This is a genomic window from Bradyrhizobium genomosp. I (2014), from assembly GCF_000261685.1.
In the GTDB taxonomy this organism is placed as follows: Bacteria; Pseudomonadota; Alphaproteobacteria; order Rhizobiales; family Xanthobacteraceae; genus Bradyrhizobium.
Genome location: NZ_AJQE01000338.1, coordinates 1 through 17,676, shown reverse-complemented (window position 1 = coordinate 17,676; position 17,676 = coordinate 1). Strand labels below are relative to the sequence as shown.

Annotated in this window: 15 protein-coding genes; 9 read left to right on the top strand and 6 right to left on the bottom strand. The window is 66.3% G+C overall.

Features of this window, described 5'->3' with window-relative positions; all coding sequences use genetic code 11:
* Positions 1-329: 329 nt before the first annotated feature.
* From IC50_RS30200 to IC50_RS30180, 4 genes are all read left to right on the top strand, one after another.
* Positions 330-2,666, top strand: a complete 2,337-nt coding sequence (locus tag IC50_RS30200) for a Tex family protein (protein WP_035713534.1) — start codon at positions 330-332, stop codon at positions 2,664-2,666.
* A 282-nt stretch (positions 2,667-2,948) separates the two neighbouring features.
* Positions 2,949-3,428 carry a hypothetical protein gene (locus IC50_RS30190; RefSeq protein WP_035713529.1) on the top strand — a complete coding sequence of 160 codons (480 nt, stop codon included), beginning with the start codon at positions 2,949-2,951 and terminating at the stop codon, positions 3,426-3,428.
* A 100-nt stretch (positions 3,429-3,528) separates the two neighbouring features.
* Positions 3,529-4,221: a response regulator transcription factor gene (locus tag IC50_RS30185; RefSeq protein WP_035713525.1), complete on the top strand. Its 693-nt coding sequence runs from the start codon at positions 3,529-3,531 to the stop codon at positions 4,219-4,221.
* Entirely contained in the window at positions 4,208-5,284 is a 1,077-nt protein-coding gene (locus tag IC50_RS30180) for a sensor histidine kinase (RefSeq protein WP_035713521.1), read from the top strand. The genes IC50_RS30185 and IC50_RS30180 overlap by 14 nt, the downstream gene beginning before the upstream one ends.
* Positions 5,285-5,290: 6 nt before the next feature.
* Here IC50_RS30180 and IC50_RS30175 read toward each other — a convergent pair whose 3' ends face one another.
* The 3 genes from IC50_RS30175 to IC50_RS30165 all read right to left on the bottom strand — a co-directional run bounded on the left by IC50_RS30175 (position 5,291) and on the right by IC50_RS30165 (position 7,885).
* A complete protein-coding gene (locus IC50_RS30175; RefSeq protein ID WP_035713518.1) occupies positions 5,291-5,662 on the bottom strand; it encodes a response regulator transcription factor in 372 nt (123 codons plus the stop codon).
* Complete coding sequence (locus IC50_RS30170; RefSeq protein WP_035713515.1) at positions 5,659-6,525, bottom strand: S1C family serine protease; 867 nt, start codon at positions 6,523-6,525, stop codon at positions 5,659-5,661. The genes IC50_RS30175 and IC50_RS30170 overlap by 4 nt, the downstream gene beginning before the upstream one ends.
* Positions 6,526-6,748: 223 nt before the next feature.
* A complete protein-coding gene (locus tag IC50_RS30165; protein WP_035713512.1) occupies positions 6,749-7,885 on the bottom strand; it encodes a GGDEF domain-containing protein in 1,137 nt (378 codons plus the stop codon).
* Positions 7,886-8,059: 174 nt separating this feature from the next.
* Between IC50_RS30165 and IC50_RS30160 the strand changes: the two genes are divergently transcribed.
* Together IC50_RS30160 and IC50_RS30155 are read left to right on the top strand one after the other, a co-directional pair.
* Positions 8,060-8,935 (top strand): dihydrodipicolinate synthase family protein, encoded by an 876-nt coding sequence (locus tag IC50_RS30160; RefSeq protein ID WP_035713509.1) that lies wholly within the window; start codon positions 8,060-8,062, stop codon positions 8,933-8,935.
* Between the two features lie 194 nt (positions 8,936-9,129).
* Complete coding sequence (locus tag IC50_RS30155) at positions 9,130-11,454, top strand: xanthine dehydrogenase family protein molybdopterin-binding subunit (RefSeq protein ID WP_035713506.1); 2,325 nt, start codon at positions 9,130-9,132, stop codon at positions 11,452-11,454.
* 218 nt (positions 11,455-11,672) lie between these two features.
* Here IC50_RS30155 and IC50_RS30150 read toward each other — a convergent pair whose 3' ends face one another.
* From IC50_RS30150 to IC50_RS30140, 3 genes are read right to left on the bottom strand one after another with little or no spacing between them, the layout of a single operon-like run.
* Positions 11,673-12,869 (bottom strand): acyl-CoA dehydrogenase family protein, encoded by a 1,197-nt coding sequence (locus IC50_RS30150; RefSeq protein WP_035713503.1) that lies wholly within the window; start codon positions 12,867-12,869, stop codon positions 11,673-11,675.
* A 15-nt stretch (positions 12,870-12,884) separates the two neighbouring features.
* Positions 12,885-14,024, bottom strand: a complete 1,140-nt coding sequence (locus tag IC50_RS30145) for an acyl-CoA dehydrogenase family protein (RefSeq protein ID WP_035713500.1) — start codon at positions 14,022-14,024, stop codon at positions 12,885-12,887.
* Between the two features lie 5 nt (positions 14,025-14,029).
* Positions 14,030-14,884, bottom strand: a complete 855-nt coding sequence (locus IC50_RS30140) for an enoyl-CoA hydratase (RefSeq protein ID WP_035713497.1) — start codon at positions 14,882-14,884, stop codon at positions 14,030-14,032.
* Between the two features lie 255 nt (positions 14,885-15,139).
* Between IC50_RS30140 and IC50_RS30135 the strand changes: the two genes are divergently transcribed.
* From IC50_RS30135 to IC50_RS30125, 3 genes are all read left to right on the top strand, one after another.
* Positions 15,140-15,748 (top strand): LemA family protein, encoded by a 609-nt coding sequence (locus tag IC50_RS30135; protein ID WP_035713494.1) that lies wholly within the window; start codon positions 15,140-15,142, stop codon positions 15,746-15,748.
* Positions 15,749-15,904: 156 nt separating this feature from the next.
* Positions 15,905-16,828, top strand: a complete 924-nt coding sequence (locus tag IC50_RS30130) for a TPM domain-containing protein (protein ID WP_035713491.1) — start codon at positions 15,905-15,907, stop codon at positions 16,826-16,828.
* Positions 16,829-16,833: 5 nt separating this feature from the next.
* The gene (locus tag IC50_RS30125) at positions 16,834-17,331 is read left to right on the top strand and encodes a TPM domain-containing protein (RefSeq protein WP_035713488.1); all 498 of its coding nucleotides are present in this window, start codon (positions 16,834-16,836) and stop codon (positions 17,329-17,331) included.
* The last annotated feature ends 345 nt before the right edge of the window (positions 17,332-17,676 follow it).

Sequence of the window (17,676 nt, the reverse complement as noted above, 5' to 3'; positions counted from 1 at the left end):
GCAAGACGAAGCGCAAGACTCGGGCGCAAGGCGCCGCGGGAAGGAAAAGCTGTGCCTGCGGGTTGAAATGTCAGTTGGAAGGACGACGCCAATGCCCCTTGCTCCGTCATTGCGAGCGAAGCGAAGCAATCCAGAATCTTTCCGCGGAGGGATTCTGGATTGCGTCGGTACCCCCTCGAATGTGGCGAGATCGCATCGATCCGGCAAAAAATCCTCTGTCGACGGTTGCGCGCCCCACCTTGATGAATCAACCTCGATTGGTCCATAAGCGGCGTCCCGCGGCCGGTGGTTCGCCCCTGCGTCGCGTGCTTTGATAGAGGGAATCTCGCGTGGCAAATATCAACCACAAAATTGCGCAGGAGCTTGGGGTTCGCGCCGAGCAGGTCGAGGCGGCGGTGACGCTGCTCGACGGCGGCGCCACGGTTCCCTTCATCGCCCGCTACCGCAAGGAAGCGACCGGTGCGCTCGACGACGCGCAATTGCGCACCCTGGAGGAGCGCCTGGTTTACCTGCGCGAGCTCGAGGACCGCCGCAAGGCCATCCTCGAATCGGTCCGCGAGCAGGGCAAGCTCGATGCAGCCCTCGAAGCCACGATCATGGCCGCCGACAGCAAGGCACGCCTCGAAGACATCTATCTGCCGTTCAAGCCGAAGCGCCGCACCAAGGCGGAGATCGCCAAGGAAGCCGGCCTCGAGCCGCTCGCCAATCAGTTGCTGGCGGAATCCGGCAACGATCCGAAGGTCGTGGCGGAGAGCTTCGTCAACGCCGAGAAGGGCGTTGCGGATGCCGCCGCCGCGCTGGACGGCGCCCGCGCCATTCTGGTCGAGCGTTTCGACGAGGACGCCGACCTCATCGGCGCCCTGCGCGAGGAGATGTGGACCAACGCGCGCATGGCTTCCAAGGTGCGCGACGGCAAGAAGACCGAGGGCGAGAAGTTCGCCGACTATTTCGACTTCTCCGAGCCGCTGACCAAGCTGCCCTCGCATCGCATTCTCGCGATGTTCCGCGGCGAAAAGGAGGAGATCCTCGATCTCCAGATCCAGGCCGAGACTGAAGCGCCGCCGCCGGGCGTGCCGAGCCCTTATGAGTTGAAGATCATGAAGCGGTTCGGCATCGCCGACCTCAAGCGTGCCGGCGACCGTTGGCTGATCGACACCGTGCGCTGGGCCTGGCGCACCAAGATCCAGGTGCATCTGAACATCGACCTGCGCATGCGGCTGTGGAATGCGGCGGAGACCGAGGCGGTGCGCGTGTTCGCCTCCAACCTGCGCGATCTCCTGCTGGCTGCGCCCGCCGGCACCCGCGTCACCATGGGTCTCGATCCCGGCTACCGCACCGGCGTCAAGGTTGCGGTCATCGACGCCACCGGCAAGGTGGTCGACACCACCGCGATCTATCCGCACGAGCCGCAGCGGCAGTGGAACGAGTCGCTGGCGACGCTCGGCCGGCTCGCGCTGAAGCATCGCGTCGAGCTGATCGCGATCGGCAACGGCACCGCCTCGCGCGAGACCGACAAGCTCGCCGCCGACCTCGTCAAGGGCCTGCCTGAATTGAAGATGACCAAGATCGTGGTCTCGGAAGCCGGTGCCTCGGTCTATTCGGCCTCGGCTTTCGCCTCGGAGGAGTTGCCGGGCCTCGACGTCACCCTGCGCGGCGCGGTCTCGATCGCGCGCCGGCTCCAGGACCCGCTGGCCGAGCTCGTCAAGATCGAGCCGAAGGCGATCGGCGTCGGCCAGTATCAGCACGACCTCGGCCAGGCCAAGCTCGCAAAATCGCTCGATGCGGTGGTCGAAGATTGCGTGAACGCCGTCGGCGTCGACGTCAACACCGCCTCCGCGCCGCTGCTTGCGCGCGTGTCGGGCGTCGGTGCGGGTCTTGCGCAGAGCATCGTCGCGCACCGCGACGCCAACGGTCCGTTCAAGTCGCGCAAGGCGCTGAAGGACGTGCCGCGGCTCGGGCCCAAGGCGTTCGAGCAGTGCGCGGGCTTCTTGCGCATCCTCGGCGGCGAGGACCCGCTCGACGCCTCCGGCGTGCATCCGGAAGCCTATCCGGTGGTGCGCCGGATTCTCGCGGCGACCAAGAGCGACATCAAGGCGCTGATCGGCAGCAGCGACGTCGTGCGCACCCTCAAGCCGAAGGATTTCGTCGACGAAACCTTCGGTCTGCCGACCGTCACCGACATCCTGCGCGAATTGGAAAAGCCCGGCCGCGACCCGCGCCCGGCGTTCAAGGCCGCGGTGTTCAAGGAAGGCGTCGAGGAGATCAAGGACCTCAAGAAGGGCATGATTCTCGAGGGCACCGTGACCAACGTCGCCGCTTTCGGCGCCTTCGTCGACATCGGCGTGCACCAGGACGGCCTCGTGCACATTTCGGCGATGTCCAAGACTTACATCAAGGATCCGCGCGAGGTGGTGAAGCCCGGCGACATCGTCAAGGTGAAGGTGCTGGACTTCGAGGTCGCCCGCAAGCGCATCTCGCTGACGCTGCGGCTTGACGACGAGGTCGGGCCTAAGAAGGACGCACCCGGCATGCAGCGCGACAACGGCTCACGCAATCCCGCCCGCATGACCTCGTCGGCTCCGCGCAAGCAGGAGTCTTCGGGCGGTGGCGCTCTCGCCGAAGCGCTGCGCCGGGCGGCGGAGAAGAATGGCGGCAAGCGCGCTTGAATCTTCACCTCTCCCCGCCCTTCTGCGGGGAGAGGTCGGATGCTTCTATCCACGTCGTCGTTGCGAGCGTAGCGAAGCAATCCAGAATCTTCTCCGTGGAGGGATTCTGGATTGCTTCGTCGCAACGGTTCCTCGCAATGACGGGGAGAGAGTTGGGCTCCCTCTCCCTGACACCCGCGTCAGAATCTGGCGCATTTGTAAGTTGAAGCAGACGGCCCATTCTCCTCATCTGATCCTCCTCGCGCGGCATGGAGACTGCCGCGCTGCAAGGAGGACGTTTCGATGAACAACAGGCTTCTTAAGGGCCTCACGGCGACCTTGATCGCAGCAACGATGGCGGTCGCTTCACCGGCGCTCGCGCGTGGCGGCGGTGGAGGCCATGGCGGCTTTGGCGGTGGCGGCCATTTCGGTGGTGGCGGCCATTTCGGCGGAGGTGGCCATTTCGGCGGTGGCGGACATTTCGGTGGCGGCATTCATGCCGGCGGCTTCGGCGGCATGCGGGCTGGCGGCATGGGCGGCGCACGCTTCGCTCATTTCGGCAGGCCTGCCTTTGGCGACGGGCGCTTCGCCCACGCGGCGATCGGCCCTCGCTTCGCCGGCGCGGGCTGGCACGGCCGCCACGGCTTCCGTCATCACCATTTCCGTCGTTTCGCCGTCTTCGGCTCGCCTTATTTCTACGCCGGATACGCCGATGGCTGCTGGCGCAGGAGTTGGACGCCCTACGGGTGGCAATGGGTCAATGTGTGCGGAGACTACTGGTAGTCGCATCGCCGTACCGCACCATTGTCGCGATCGCCGCCGGGCGGTTCCGCTCAGCCCCGGAACGGGATAGTCTGGTGGCGATCGTCGCGCGGAGTTTGTCATGACGGGAGGTCACCGTCGCATCCTGGTCGTCGAGGACGATCCGGAAACCGCAGGCCAGTTCGTCGAGGAGCTGACGGTTTCGGGCTACGACGTCGACCTCGCAACCAATGGCCGCGAAGCCCTGAGCCATGGCGCCGCGCGCGACTATGCCGTGATCACCATCGACCGGATGCTGCCGGATATCGACGGCATCAGCGTGATGCGCCAGTTGCGCGACGAGGGCATCGCCGCGCCGTTCCTGATCATCTCCGCGCTCGGCGAAGTCGACGACCGCGTGCGCGGCCTGCGGGCCGGCGGCGACGACTACCTCGTCAAGCCGTTCTCCTTCACCGAATTGCTGGCGCGCCTCGAAGCGCTCGGCCGCCGCAGCGAGACCATCGCCAAGGAGACGCTGCTGCGCGTCGGCGATCTCGCCATCGATCTGATCGCGCGCAGCGCCTCCCGCCGCGGCCGCAAGATACCGCTGCTGCCGCGCGAATTCCAGCTGCTCGAATACCTCGTTCGCAACGAGGGCCGCGTCGTCTCCCGCGCGATGCTGCTCCAGCATGTCTGGGACCTGCATTTCGATCCCTCGACCAACATCATCGACGTCTATGTCGGGCGGGTCCGCCGCAAGGTCGACGATGCCCAGGACTATCCGCTGATCCACACCATCCGCGGCATCGGATATTGCCTCCGTGCTCCTGGCTAAGACCCTTCGCTCCTCGACCTTCCGCCTGGCGCTGATCGCGATCGCGGCATTCGGGCTGATCGTGGCGGCGATCATGGCCTATGTCTATTTCGGGACGCTCGCCTATGTGGAGCGCCGGCTCGGCACGGCCATCGATCATGACGGCTTCACCGGCATGATCGAGCTCGCGATGGTCGCGGTCGCCATGCTGCTGCTTGTGCTCGCCGGGCTCGCGGCCGTGCTGGTGACGCGGCGCACGGTCGGACGGATCGAACAGATCAACGCCACCAGCCGCGCCATCATGCTCTCCGGCCTCGACCAGCGTATCCCCTTGCGCGGCAGCAACGACGAGTGGGATCGCGTCGCCGAAAACCTCAACCAGATGCTCGACCGCATCGAGACGCTGATGGGCGAGGTCAAGCAGGTCAGCGACAACGTCGCTCACGATCTGCGGACGCCGCTGACGCGCATGCGCGGCCGGCTGGAGAAGGCCTATCACCATGAGCGCAACAGCGAGACGGACACCGCGCTGATCGGGGACACCATCGCCGATCTCGATGCCGTGCTCGGCATGTTCGCCTCCATCACCCGGATCTCGGAGATCGAGAGCCGCGCCCGCACCGGCGCCTTCCGCGCGCTCGATCTCGCCGAGATCGCCGGCGAGGTCGTCGAGCTCTACGATGCCGCCGCCGAGCAGGTTGCCACAAGGCTCAGCCTTGCCGGAGAACGCGGGGTTGCGATCACCGGCGACCGCGACCTGCTGTTCGACGCCGTCGCCAATCTCGTCGATAACGCGATCAAGCACGGCTGCAAGGGCGGACAGGTGACCGTGACCTGCCGCGGGGCCGATGGCGGCGCGGTGATCACGATTGCCGACGACGGTCCGGGCATTCCCAATGAGCAGCGCGATCACGTATTCAAGCGCTTCTACCGGCTCGAACAAAGCCGCTACACGCCGGGCAATGGTCTCGGCCTCAGCCTCGTCGCCGCGGTCGCGCGGCTTCATGGCGCCGAGATTGCCCTGCATGACAATGCGCCGGGCCTGAAGGTCGAGCTCAGATTCCCGGCGACGTCGGCGCCGTGAGGCCCGTCAAAGCTCGATCACGCCGCGGCGCGCGGCGTGCGCGACCGCATCGGTGCGGCCGGTGGCGTCGAGCTTGTCGAGCAGCGAGCCGACGTGGAATTTTACGGTGTGCACGGAGATGCCGAGCCGACGCGCGATCATCTTGTTCGAGGCACCCTCGGCCATCAGCGCCAGCACGTCGAGCTCGCGCTGTGTCAGCGTGATGTCGTCGGGCATGCGGCGCGGATCGCGCGCGACGATCGCTGCGGCGGCCTGCTCGCCGGGCGCGGCGAGGCGAAGCCCGGCGACACTGCCGAGCAGCGCCGCAAGACGATCGGCGAGGGCGGGGTCGTCGATCTCCAGTGCGAGCACGATCTCGGCCGTCTTGTGCTCGCTCACGCCTCAGGCCTCTCGGCAACGGTGACCTTGAAGCTGGCCGGCTCGCCGCCGCGGCGCACCGCGACATCGAGCACCGCGCCGACGCTCGATGGTCCCAGTGTCCGCGACAGCGCACGCACGCCGGACAGCTTCTGGTCGTTGACCGCCACGATCACGTCGCCCTGACGGATGCCGGCCGCGGCCGAGGGACCGGCCTTGTCGACATTCATCACCATCGCGCCGATGCCGTCGTCGAGCCGGACCGGTTGAAGCCCGAGGCCGAGATATCCCCGCACGATGCGCCCGCGCGCCTCCAACTGTGCCGCGACGCGTTCGATCGTCGCCGCCGGGATCACCAGCACGCGCCGCGGGCCGAGCACGGCCATGCCGAAGGCCGCACCCGATGCATCGAGCGCAAGGCCGCCCTGCTGGCTACCGCGCAGGCGGACGTCGAGCTCGATCCGCGCATCGATGTCGCCGCCGCGCAAGGAACGCCAGCTGTTGCCGGACGCCGACACCATCCCCAGCGCCGCGCTCGGCGTCTCGCGATTGGTGGCGACCACCACCGACAAGGCGCCGAGCGGCGGGACCGTCGCGTCGAGCCTGACCGGCGCTGCGCCGGCCTCGGCGCGCAGCAGCGCGATGTCGGTCGTATGGTCGCGGCCGACGATCGTGGCGGCCACCCGGCTGCCGTCGGCAAGGCCGATCTCGACCGCGCCCTCGTCGGCCAGCGCCTCATCGGCGGTAACGATCAGGCCCGCCTTCCAGACGAAGCCGGTGCCGCGGGAGCGGTGCGAATGCACGGAGACGACGGACGGCGCCGTGCGCGCCACCATGTCGGCGAGCGCGGACGACAGGGAAGACAGGGGAGTAGGGGCGGTCATGGCAGGCTCCTGTAGCTGTCCTCAATCTGGGACGTCACAGGCGTTTGCGAAACTGGCCGGGTGGCCAGGACCGAGCCGACACCGCTATCGGCGCAGGGACAGCAGCTGGCAAGGCCGGCGCGCAGGCGGATGGCCCTGGGGGGTGATCCATGGGGGCGATCCATGGGGTCGATCCATGGGACCCTCCGGTGCGGCTGCTCGAGGCGTAAATCGAACAGGAGCTTCAGCCTGCTGCGCGTTCCAGCCCTGCGCCCTCATCCGACAAGGCACAACCGCCGCCTCCGGCACGTTTCGCTGTATAGAGCGCACGGTCGACCCGCTCCATGAGCTGTGACGTTGGGGCACCGGTGGCTGCATCGGCGCTGATCAGAACGCCGGCGCTTGCGCCGATGCGGACCGGAATGTCCGTGAGCAGAAACGGCATCGAGAGATCGCGAATGGCCTGGCGCGCCAGCGCGAGCGCCTGCTCACGGCCGGCATCGCCTGAGGCAACCGGTTTGAGGATCATGAACTCGTCGCCGCCGAAGCGTGCCGCGATACCTGGATTGCCGATGCAGACCGACAGCCGCTCTGCGACTTGGCGCAACAGATCGTCGCCGACGTGATGGCCGTGGCGATCGTTGACCGGCTTGAAGCCGTCGAGATCGATGGCGATGATGGCGAAGCTTCCGCGGGTCTCCGCCAGCGCCTGGAAGAACGCGGCGCGGTTCGGCAATCCCGTCAGGAAATCGTGAGTCGCCTGGCGCGCCAGCCGGTGCTTTGCTTCGAGCCGCTCGACGAAGGCGGCGCTGAGATGTTTGGACGCCTCGCGCAATGTGAGCCAGAAGAACACCAGCATGACTGCGCCGAGCTTGTAGGCGAGCTCGGGGCGGAGCAGGCCGGCCAGGATGGTCGGCGTCAAAAGGACCGCGGCGGTGGTCAGGATGATCCAGGGGCGGATCGCCGCGCGCGAGACCATGCCAACGCAGAAGGACATCGAAAGCCCGAACGCGATCCAGGCGCCGGGTCCGTCGTCGAGCTGGAGCGCGCGAAAGGACAACATGCCCAGTGCAAGGCCGAAGGCGGACGCGCCGGCGCCGTAAAGCCGTTCCCAGCCGATCACGTCGGCATCGGAGAGCTGCGTACCGCGCGACTTGTAGCGGAACAGGGAGGCGATGCGGGCCGCGGCCGTGATGAAGATGAAGACCGAGATCAAGGCATAGCCGATATCGCCGCTCATGAGCGTCAGCGCGGCAGCGCCCGTCACCGACGTGACGCCAATGGCGGACACCTGCGGCAGCGACGTGTACAGGAGATCCACGAGCTCGCGCCGGATGCGCGGATCGGGATGCAGGAACCTGGACAACATTGTGAGAGTCATGGCCGGCACAATCTCCGCTTCTTCCTAACAAGGGGTAGGGGAAGGGGGGCGCGATGACGGTTGGCGCGCAACGTCGTTAAGAAGCGGTCAATGCGCAGGCTTGCTGGCGATTCTTACCCGTGTTAGCAGCGATTGAGGGCGCCGCGGCGGCCTGATGTCCCGAATGCAGCTGACATGTCCGAATTCCACGGTGTCTTTCCCTATCTCGTCTCGCCCGTCGATGCCGACGGCACGGTGCGGACCAGCGTGCTCGCAAAGCTCTGCGACGATCTGATCGGCGCCGGCGTGCATGGCCTGACGCCGCTGGGCTCGACCGGCGAATTCGCCTATCTCAACGCCGGGCAACGCACGGCGGTCGTGCAGACCACGATCGAGGCCGCGCGGGGCCGCGTGCCGGTCATCGCAGGCGTCGCCTCCACCTCCACGGCGGATGCGGTGGCGCAGGCAAAGGCCTACCAGAAGCTCGGGGCCGACGGGATCCTCGCGATCCTGGAAGCCTATTTCCCGCTCGCCGATGCCCAGGTCGAATCTTACTTCCGCGCCATTGCCGATGCCGTGGACATTCCCGTCGTCATCTACACCAATCCGCAATTTCAGCGTTCCGATCTCACCCTCGACGTCATTGCGCGCCTCGCCGAACATCAGCGCATCGGCTACATCAAGGATGCCTCGACCAATACCGGCCGGCTGCTCTCGATCATGAACCGCTGCGGCGATTCCTTGCGCGTGTTCTCGGCCTCTGCCCATATTCCCGCCGCGGTGATGCTGGTCGGCGGCCGCGGCTGGATGGCGGGACCGGCCTGCATCATCCCGCGCCAGAGCGTGATGCTCTACGACCTCTGCAAGGCCGGCCGCTGGGACGAGGCCATGGCGCTGCAGCGCCGGCTGTGGCGCATCAACGAAGCCTTCGCCCGCTTCAACCTCGCCGCCTGCATCAAGGCCGGGCTTTCGATCCAGGGCTACGATGTCGGCGAACCCGTCCCACCGCAGGCCGCGCTGACGACCGATGCGCGCAAGGTCGTGGAAGCGGCGTTGCGGGGGCTGGCCTGAGCTGTCTCCGCAGTCGTCATGACCGGGCTTGACCCGGCCATCCACGTCTTAGGCGCAGAAGAAAGAACGTGGATGCCCGGTACAAGCCCGGGCATGACGAATCCGTGGGTTTTCCGCCCAAAACCGCGGCTGGCCTCGCATGCCTCGATCCGCTAAAAGGCGGCCGCACCTTGAGGCTTAGAGGACCCCACGGAATGAACATTCTTCCCGGCAATTTGCGTTTCGGAGCGGGGCAACCCGTCAAGCGTTTGGAAGACCAGCGGCTGCTCACCGGGAAGGGACAGTTCATCGACGACAAGCCGGAAGAGGGCGCGTTGTGGTTGCACGTGCTGCGCTCGCCGCATGCCCACGCGAAGATCGCCTCGATCGACACCGGCGCCGCGGCCGCGATGCCCGGCGTCGCCGCGATTTACACCGGCGCCGATCTCGTCAAGGACGACATCGGCAGCATCCCGACCTTGAGCATCTTCAAGCGCCCCGACGGCAAGCCGATGACGGTGCCGCCGCGCCGGCTGCTCGCCCATGAGGTCGTGCGCTATGCCGGCGAGGCCGTGGCCGCGGTGGTGGCCTCATCGCGCGTGGAAGCGCAGAGCGCGGCCGAGGCGATCGTGGTCGAATATGACGTGCAGCCTGCGGTGGTCGATCCCATCGAGGCGGTGAAGCCCGGCGCGCCCGTGGTGTGGCCGGAGGCGCCCGACAACATCGTCGGCGCCATGAGCTATGGCGACGCCGCCAGGGTGGACGAGGCATTTGCCAGGGCCGCGCACACCGTCGAACTCGATCTCGTCAGCCAGCGCCTCGTTCCTTCCGCGATGGAGCCGCGCTCGACCATTGCCGAGATCGACAAGAAGTCCGGCCGCCTCCTGCTGCACGTGCAGTCGCAGACCCCGGCCTCGACCCGCGACGTGCTGGCGGAGGCCGTGCTCAAGCGCCCCAAGGACAGCGTCCGCGTGCTGGTCGGCGACATCGGCGGCGGGTTTGGCCAGAAGACCAACCTCTATCCCGAGGACGGCATCGTCGCCTACGCCGCGACCAAGCTGAACAAGAAGATTCGCTGGCGCGGCGACCGCACCGACGAATTCGTCGGCGGCACCCATGGCCGCGATCTCACCTCGACGGCGTCCTTCGCACTGGACGAGAAGGGCAAGGTGCTGGCCTATCGCGTCAAGTCGATCGGCTGCACCGGCGCGTACTCCTCGGGTGCGGCGAACATCATCCCGCTGGTGCTCGGGCCCTTCGTGCAGACCGGCGTCTACGATCTGCCGCTGGTGCATTTCGAAGTGAAGTCGGTGATGACCCATACCGCGCCGGTCGGCGCCTATCGCGGTGCGGGCCGCCCCGAGGCGGTTTTCATCGTGGAACGTCTGTTCGACGCGGCTGCGCGAAAAATCGGCATGGATCCGCGCGCGATCCGCAAGGCCAACTACATCAAGCCGGCGCAGCTGCCCTACACCAATGCGGCGGGCCAGGTTTACGATTCCGGTGCCTTCGCGCACATGCTCGACCGGGCCGTGAAGCTCGCCGACTGGGACGGCTTTGTCGCGCGCAAGAAGGCGGCCAAGAAGAAAGGCCTGCTCTACGGCCGCGGGATCACCTCCTACATCGAATGGACCGGCGGTCGCGCGCATACCGAGAAAGTCAGCCTGCACGCGACCTCGCAGGGGCGCGTCGTCCTGCATTCCGGCACCATGGCGATGGGGCAGGGGCTGCAGACCACCTACACCCAGATGATCTCCGACACGCTCGGCATTCCCATGGACAAGATCGACGTCGTGCAGGGCGACACCGATCTCGCCATGGGCTTCGGCAGCGTCGGCTCGCGCTCGCTGTTCGTCGGCGGCACTGCCGTGGCCGTGTCGTCGAACGACCTGATCCAGAAGGCGCGCGAGAAGGCAGCGAACGTGCTGGAGACCTCGGTCGAGGACATCGAGTATCAGGGCGGCATGCTCACCGTGGTCGGCACCGACCGCCGCATCAGCCTGTTCGATCTCGCCGAGAAGGAGAGCGGTGCCAAGCTCAGCGTCGATTCCGAAGGCGAAGTCGACGGCCCGAGCTGGCCGAACGGCACGCATATCTGCGAGGTCGAGATCGATCCGGAGACCGGCGTCTCCAAGGTCGTGCGCTACACCACGGTCGACGACGTCGGGGTCGCCGTCAACCCGATGCTGGTCACCGGCCAGATCCATGGCGGCGTGGCGCAGGGCATCGGCCAGGCGCTGTATGAGGGCGTGTCCTACGATGCAGACGGCCAGCTGCTGACCGCAAGCTATCAGGACTACTGCATCCCGCGCGCCGACGACGTTCCGCCGATCGCGGTGACGCTGGATGATTCCGCGCCCTGCCGCACCAATCCGCTCGGCGCCAAGGGCTGCGGCGAATCCGGCGCCATCGGCGGCCCTCCCTGCGTCACCAACGGCGTGATGGACGCGCTCGCCGAACTCGGCATCACCCAGCTGAATACGCCGCTGACGCCGCAGAAGATCTGGCAAGCGATAAGGGACGCGAAGGCGGCGGGGTAGCTGCAGGTCATTGTTGTGCGGGCTATCGCCCCAAACTCAGCTCGTCGTCCCGAGGCGCGCAAAGCGCGAGCCCGGGACCCATAGCCACAGGGAGTGGTTGTCGTGCGAAGCTGGTAACTCCGGGTCCCCGTAACCACCTCTTCCTGTGGCTATGGGTCCCGGATCTGCGCTTACGCTTGTCCGGGACGACAGCGGATTGTGTGGCTCCAGCTTGCCCCTCAAATCCCCAGCATCATCTTCGCGATGATGTCGCGCTGGATCTCCGATGTGCCGCCGAAGATCGTGTAGGCACGGCCGTTGAGATATTCCGGCATCACAGTCAGCATCTCCTCGGGCGTCGCCGGCTCGTGGTTGAGCTTGTAGAGCGGGCGCATCGGCTCGACGGCAAGGGCGTCGTGGCCGATCACGTCGGCGCCCAGCCGCGTCACGGCCTGGCGGATCTCGCTGTTGCGCAGCTTCAGGATCGAGGACACCGCGCCGGGATTTTGGCCGGTTTGCAGCGCGGAGAGCACGCGCAGCTCGGTCATCTCCAGCGCGTCGATGTCGACCTCGACCTCCGAGATGCGCGTGGCGATATCGGGGCTGTCGATGGCGCGTCCCGTGAGATCCGACTCGGCAAGGTCCGCGATCGCCTTCAATCCCTCGCGCAGCTTCGCCGAGGCAATCCCGGAGCCACGCTCGAATTCGAGCAGATATTTGCCGTAGGTCCAGCCCTTGCCTTCGTCGCCGACGCGGTTGGCGACGGGCACGCGCACGTCGTCGAAGAACACCTGGTTGACCTCGTGGTCGCCGCCGATGGTGAGGATCGGCCGCGTGGTGATGCCCGGCGTCTTCATGTCGATCAGGATGAAGCTGATGCCGTCCTGCTGGCGCTTGCCGTCGCTGGTGCGCACCAGCGCGAACATGCGGTTGGCGTGGTGGGCGTGCGTGGTCCAGATCTTGGTGCCGTTGATGATGTAGTCGTCGCCGTCGCGCACCGCGCGCGTCTTCAGCGAGGACAGATCGGAGCCGGAGCCCGGCTCGGAATAGCCCTGGCACCAATAATCCTCGCCGGAGAGTATCCGCGGCAGGTAGAAGTTCTTTTGCTCCGGCGAGCCGAAGCCGATGATGACCGGCCCCACCATCTTCACGCCCATCACGTTGACGCTGGGCACGCCGGCGCGCGCGCATTCGGTCTCGAAGATCCAGCGCTGCGCCGGTGTCCAGTCCGGCCCGCCATGTTCGACCGGCCAGCCAGGTGCGCCCCAGCCCTGGCGGTGCAGCGCACGCTGCCAGGCCATGCCGATGTCAGGGTCGGAAAATACGGAGGGCGTCAGCGCGGTTGCGCGCTTCATCTCCTCGGTGAGATTCTTGGCGATGAAGCCGCGCACCTCGTCCTGAAAGGCACGCTCCTCGGCATTGAACGACAGGTCCATGTTGCGCTCCTTGGGTCAGGCCCTGCGGCCAAGCTCGGCGTGGCGGGCGTAATGGTGCGCGCTGCCACCGAACAGCGTGTCGAAGGCGACGAGGCGCTTGAAATAGGCGCCGACCTCGAGCTCCTCGGTGACGCCCATGCCGCCGTGGAGCTGGATCGATTGCTCGCCGACGAAGCGGGCGCATTTGCCGATTTTTGCTTTCGCGCCGGACGCGGCCCGCGCGCGCTCGACCGGCGGGCTATCTGCCTTCAGCGCAGCGCGCAGCGCCATTGAGCGCGCCTCGTCGACCTGCATCGCCATGTCGGCGAGGCGGTGGCGGATCACCTGGTTGGCGGAGAGCGGCCGGCCGAACTGTTTTCGGATCTTGGTGTATTCCAGCGTCGTCTCCAGCAGCGTCTGCATGATGCCGACGGCCTCCGCACCGAGTGCGGCCATGGCGCGATCGATGGTGCATTCGATCGCCGGCAGCGCGTCCTGGCCGTCGCCGAGCAGGGCGTCTTCCGGCAGATGCACGTCGAACAGCTCGATGTTGCAGGCACGTCCGCCGCCAAGGCGCGGATAGTCGCTGATGACGAGGCCCGGCGTCGTCGCCTGCACGAGGAACAGACCGATCCGACCCGACGGCCCCCGATGATCGTGGATATGCGCGGAGACGATGATCTGGTCGGCGGCGTGTCCGTCGAGCACGGCGGTCTTGCTGCCGGCGAGGCGCCAGCCTTGCGCCGTCTTGTTGGCGCTGGTCGTGACCTTGGCAAGATCGAACCGGGCCGCGCGCTCGGAATGCGCAAAGGCAAGCTTCAGTGATCCATCCGCCACTTTGGGCAGGCTCGCCTGCTTCTGCTCCGCGGTGCCGCATCTGGCGATCAGCGCGGCGCCGAGCACCACGGTTGCGACATAGGGCTCCGACACCAGCCCGCGGCCGAAGGTTTCCATCAGGATGCCGATCTCGACCGCGCCGCCGCCGAGCCCGCCGAACTCTTCGGGAAGCGGCAGCGCCAGCCAGCCGAGCTCGGCGAACTGCTTCCACACCGCAGGACTGAAGCCGAGCGGGTCGTTCGCCATCTTGCGGCGATGATCGGCATCGTAGCTCTGCGCCACGAAGCGCTCCGCGCTCTCGCGCAGCAGCTTCTGCTCGTCACTGAGATTGAGATCCATCGTGTCTACTCCGCGGCCGCCGGCGGCTTGCGCACGGAGGGATGCAGTCCGGAGGGATCGACGATCATGCCGAACTCCTGGAGATTGTGGGCGTGGCAGAGCTGGTGCAGCGCAAAAGCCTGGTCGATCGCTGCCGGCTGGCCCATCACGTCGACCGAACGATTCACTGCTTCCTTGGTCAGCTTCAGCGCGAAGGAAGGTTTTGCCGCGATCCGGCGCGCCAGCTCAAGCACGCGCGACGATAATTCCGCACGCGGCACGACCTGGTTGACCATGCCGAGCTGGTGCGCCTCCTGCGCGCTCCAGCTGTCGGCGGTGAACAGGAGCTCCTTGGCCTTGCGCGGGCCGAGTTCCCAGGGATGGACGAACCATTCGACGCCGCAGACGCCCATGGTGACGACGGGATCGCAGAACTGCGCATCGTCGCTGGCGATGATGAGGTCGCAGGCCCAGGCCAGCATCAGGCCGCCGGCGATGCACTTGCCATGCACCTCGGCAATGGTGGGCTTGGCGAGGTTGCGCCAGCGCCGCGTGATCTGGAGATATATTTCCTGCTCGCGGGCGAAGCGGCCATGAGCGCCAGCTTCGGCAAAGCCGCCCCAATGTCCGATCGGTGGAAAATCGACGCCTGCGGCATTCCTGCCTCCGGGGCGCAGGTCATGGCCGGACGAGAAGTGCGGCCCATTGCCGGCGAGGATGATCACCTTGACCGCATCGTCCTGCACCGCCGCATCGAAGGCGGCGTTGAGGTCGTAGGTCATTTGCAGGTTCTGCGCGTTGCGTGCGTCGGGCCGGTTCATCACGATCCGGCTGATCGCCGGCTCCGGCCTCTCCACGAGAATGGTCGCGAACGAGGACATGCGTTACCTCCGGCGTTTCCGTTCTTGTTTTGCCGGAGTTGACTATGTCGGCTGGCGCCAGGCAAGAGGCTTGCGTCAATCGGCTGGAGCTGCCGTGCGCAACTGTTTGTCGCCGTCATTCCGGGGCGCGAAGCGAACCCGGAATCTCGAGATTCCGGGTTCGATGCTGCGCATCGCCCCGGAATGACGTTGGGAAGCTGGTGCCTTGCGTGCCCAATCTGGTAGTTTGCGGTAGATTCCACCGGGAGAAATTTGATGCGCAAGATCCTGACCGTGCTGGCGGCGCTGGCCTCGCTGAGCCTGACCAATTGTGGCTACAACGCGATCCAGAGCGAGGACGAGCAGATCAAGTCCGCCTGGTCCGAGGTCGTGAACCAGTATCAGCGCCGCGCCGATCTCGTGCCCAACCTCGTCAACTCGGTGAAGGGCTTTGCCCAGCAGGAAAAGGACGTCCTGCTCGGCGTCACCAACGCCCGGGCCAAGGTCGGCAGCATCCAGGCGACGCCCGAGGTGCTGAACGACCCCGCCGCGTTCCAGAAATTCCAGGCCGCCCAGGGCGAACTCTCCAGCGCGCTGTCGCGGCTGCTGGTCGTCACTGAGAACTATCCGCAGCTCAAGTCCGATGCGCTGTTCAAGGATTTGATGTCGCAGCTCGAGGGCACCGAGAACCGTATCACCGTGGCGCGCAACCGCTACATCAAGTCGGTACAGGAGTACAACGTCACCATCCGCTCCTTCCCGAGCAACCTCACCGCGATGGCATTCGGCTACAAGGAGAAGCCGAACTTCTCGGTCGAGAACGAGAAGGAGATCTCGACCGCGCCGAAAGTGGATTTCAACCCGGCACCGGCACCGTCGAAGTAACCGCGCGCCGCTTTGCGAATGCTCGACGCCCCACCCACCGCTGTCATTCCCCGCGCAGGCGGGGAATCCAGTACGCCGCGGCTTCTCGGTTCAAGCACTGCGGCCTCTGGGATACTGGATCGCCCGCCCCGGTGCGCAGCGCGCACCAGGCGGGAGATGACATCGAGGTTGTGGCGAGTTCGTTCGGCCTTCACTGCGCTTGTCCTCGCCATCGCGCTGCTTCTCGCCTTCGCGCTCCCGGCCTCAGCCGACGTCGCCGTCCCCGAACTCACCGGCCGCGTCGTCGATCAGACCGGCACGCTCTCCAGCAGCGACATCGCCTCGCTCTCGCAAAAGCTGCGTGACTTCGAGTCGCGCAAGGGCAGCCAGATCGCCGTCCTGATCGTCCCGACCACGCAGCCGGAGATGATTGAACAATTCTCGATCCGCGTCGCGGAGGCCTGGAAGATCGGCCGCAAGAAGATCGACGACGGCGCGATCCTCGTCGTCGCCAAGAACGACCGGCACCTGCGCATCGAGGTCGGCTATGGCCTCGAGGGCGCGCTGACCGACGTGACCTCGCGGCGCATCATCGACGAGGATATCACTCCCAAATTCAGGAGCGGCGACTTCGCCGCGGGCATCGACGCGGGTGTCGACCGCATGATGCGGGTGATCGATGGCGAGCCGCTGCCCTCACCCTCGCGCAGCGCAAACTTCGCCCACAATCTGGACGACCTTGTGCCGGTGTTTGCCGTGGCGCTGTTCGCCTCGATCGGCGTCGGCGGGTTCTTCCGCGCGATCCTGGGACGGCTGCTCGGATCGTTGGTGACCGGGGGCATCATCGCGGCGGTGACCTGGTTTATCCTCGGCTCCGCGGCGCTCGCCGCGGCCGTTGGCGTGCTCGGCTTCATCATCGGATTTGTCGCCGATCTGTTTTCGGCGATCACCCCGGGCACGGGCCGTTCGCGCGGCGGCCCGTGGTCGAGCGGCTCATCGGGAGGCGGTTGGAGTAGCGGATCGTCGAGCAGCAGCGACAGCGGCGGCTTCAGCGGCGGTGGCGGCAGCTTTGGCGGCGGCGGCGCCTCGGGGAACTGGTAGCGGTCATGAGCATCAAGCGCATTGCCAGGCATCTCGCGCAATATCATTGGCGGGCGAGGCAGATTTTTCCGCGAGCCGTGCTCGATCGCATCGAGCAGGCGATCAAGCGCGGCGAGGCGACCCATTCGGGGCAGGTCCGTTTCGTCGTCGAAGGTGCGCTTGATGGCGCGCCGCTGTTCCGCAACCAGCCGGCGCGCGAGCGCGCGCTCGACGTGTTCGCGCACCTGCGCATCTGGGACACCGCGCACAACAACGGCGTCCTGATCTATCTGCTGCTCGCCGATCGCGACGTCGAGATCATCGCCGATCGCGGCATCGACGCGAAGGTCGGCGCGACCGGATGGGAGACCATCTGCCGCGCGATGGAGACGGAGTTCGCCTCAGGCCAGTTCGAGCGCGGCGTGATCGCCGGCATCGAAGCGGTGTCGCGCGAGTTGGCGCGGCATTTCCCGCCGGCCGCATCGCATCCGAACGAGCTGCCGGATGCACCGGTCGTGATGTGACGGACTGTGATGTGAAGGGCGCTGCCCAGTCCGTCATTGCGAGGAGCCCTTGCGACGAAGCAATCGCCGCCGCGGAGAGATTCTGAATTGCTTCGCTGCGCTCGCGATGACGGTGAGATCGTTGCGCGTTGTGTCATCATTCCGCTGCCGTTCATCTCGGCCCGGTTACAAATTGTTTCACGCCCGCCACACCGGTTCCATCTTCCCGGCCCAATTCGGCCCCGGATAACTTCCTAAAATTTCGGTAAGCGGGTCCCGAGGTAAGGATTTCGCAAGCAATGAAAGTTACCAAAAGGTCAATCCAGAGCGGAGTATTTGAACTGTGAGCGAACCAATGGCTGAGCA

Excerpts from the sequence above, each read along its gene's own strand:
- IC50_RS30190 (WP_035713529.1), top strand. The coding sequence starts at position 2,949 with ATGAACAACAGGCTTCTTAAGGGCCTCACGGCGACCTTGATCGCAGCA.
- IC50_RS30140 (WP_035713497.1), bottom strand. The coding sequence starts at position 14,884 with ATGTCCTCGTTCGCGACCATTCTCGTGGAGAGGCCGGAGCCGGCGATC.
- IC50_RS30145 (WP_035713500.1), bottom strand. The coding sequence starts at position 14,024 with ATGGATCTCAATCTCAGTGACGAGCAGAAGCTGCTGCGCGAGAGCGCG.
- IC50_RS30170 (WP_035713515.1), bottom strand. The coding sequence starts at position 6,525 with ATGACCGCCCCTACTCCCCTGTCTTCCCTGTCGTCCGCGCTCGCCGAC.
- IC50_RS30155 (WP_035713506.1), top strand. The coding sequence starts at position 9,130 with ATGAACATTCTTCCCGGCAATTTGCGTTTCGGAGCGGGGCAACCCGTC.
- IC50_RS30165 (WP_035713512.1), bottom strand. The coding sequence starts at position 7,885 with ATGACTCTCACAATGTTGTCCAGGTTCCTGCATCCCGATCCGCGCATC.
- IC50_RS30150 (WP_035713503.1), bottom strand. The coding sequence starts at position 12,869 with ATGGACCTGTCGTTCAATGCCGAGGAGCGTGCCTTTCAGGACGAGGTG.
- IC50_RS30185 (WP_035713525.1), top strand. The coding sequence starts at position 3,529 with ATGACGGGAGGTCACCGTCGCATCCTGGTCGTCGAGGACGATCCGGAA.
- IC50_RS30160 (WP_035713509.1), top strand. The coding sequence starts at position 8,060 with ATGTCCGAATTCCACGGTGTCTTTCCCTATCTCGTCTCGCCCGTCGAT.
- IC50_RS30125 (WP_035713488.1), top strand. The coding sequence starts at position 16,834 with ATGAGCATCAAGCGCATTGCCAGGCATCTCGCGCAATATCATTGGCGG.
- IC50_RS30135 (WP_035713494.1), top strand. The coding sequence starts at position 15,140 with ATGCGCAAGATCCTGACCGTGCTGGCGGCGCTGGCCTCGCTGAGCCTG.
- IC50_RS30130 (WP_035713491.1), top strand. The coding sequence starts at position 15,905 with ATGACATCGAGGTTGTGGCGAGTTCGTTCGGCCTTCACTGCGCTTGTC.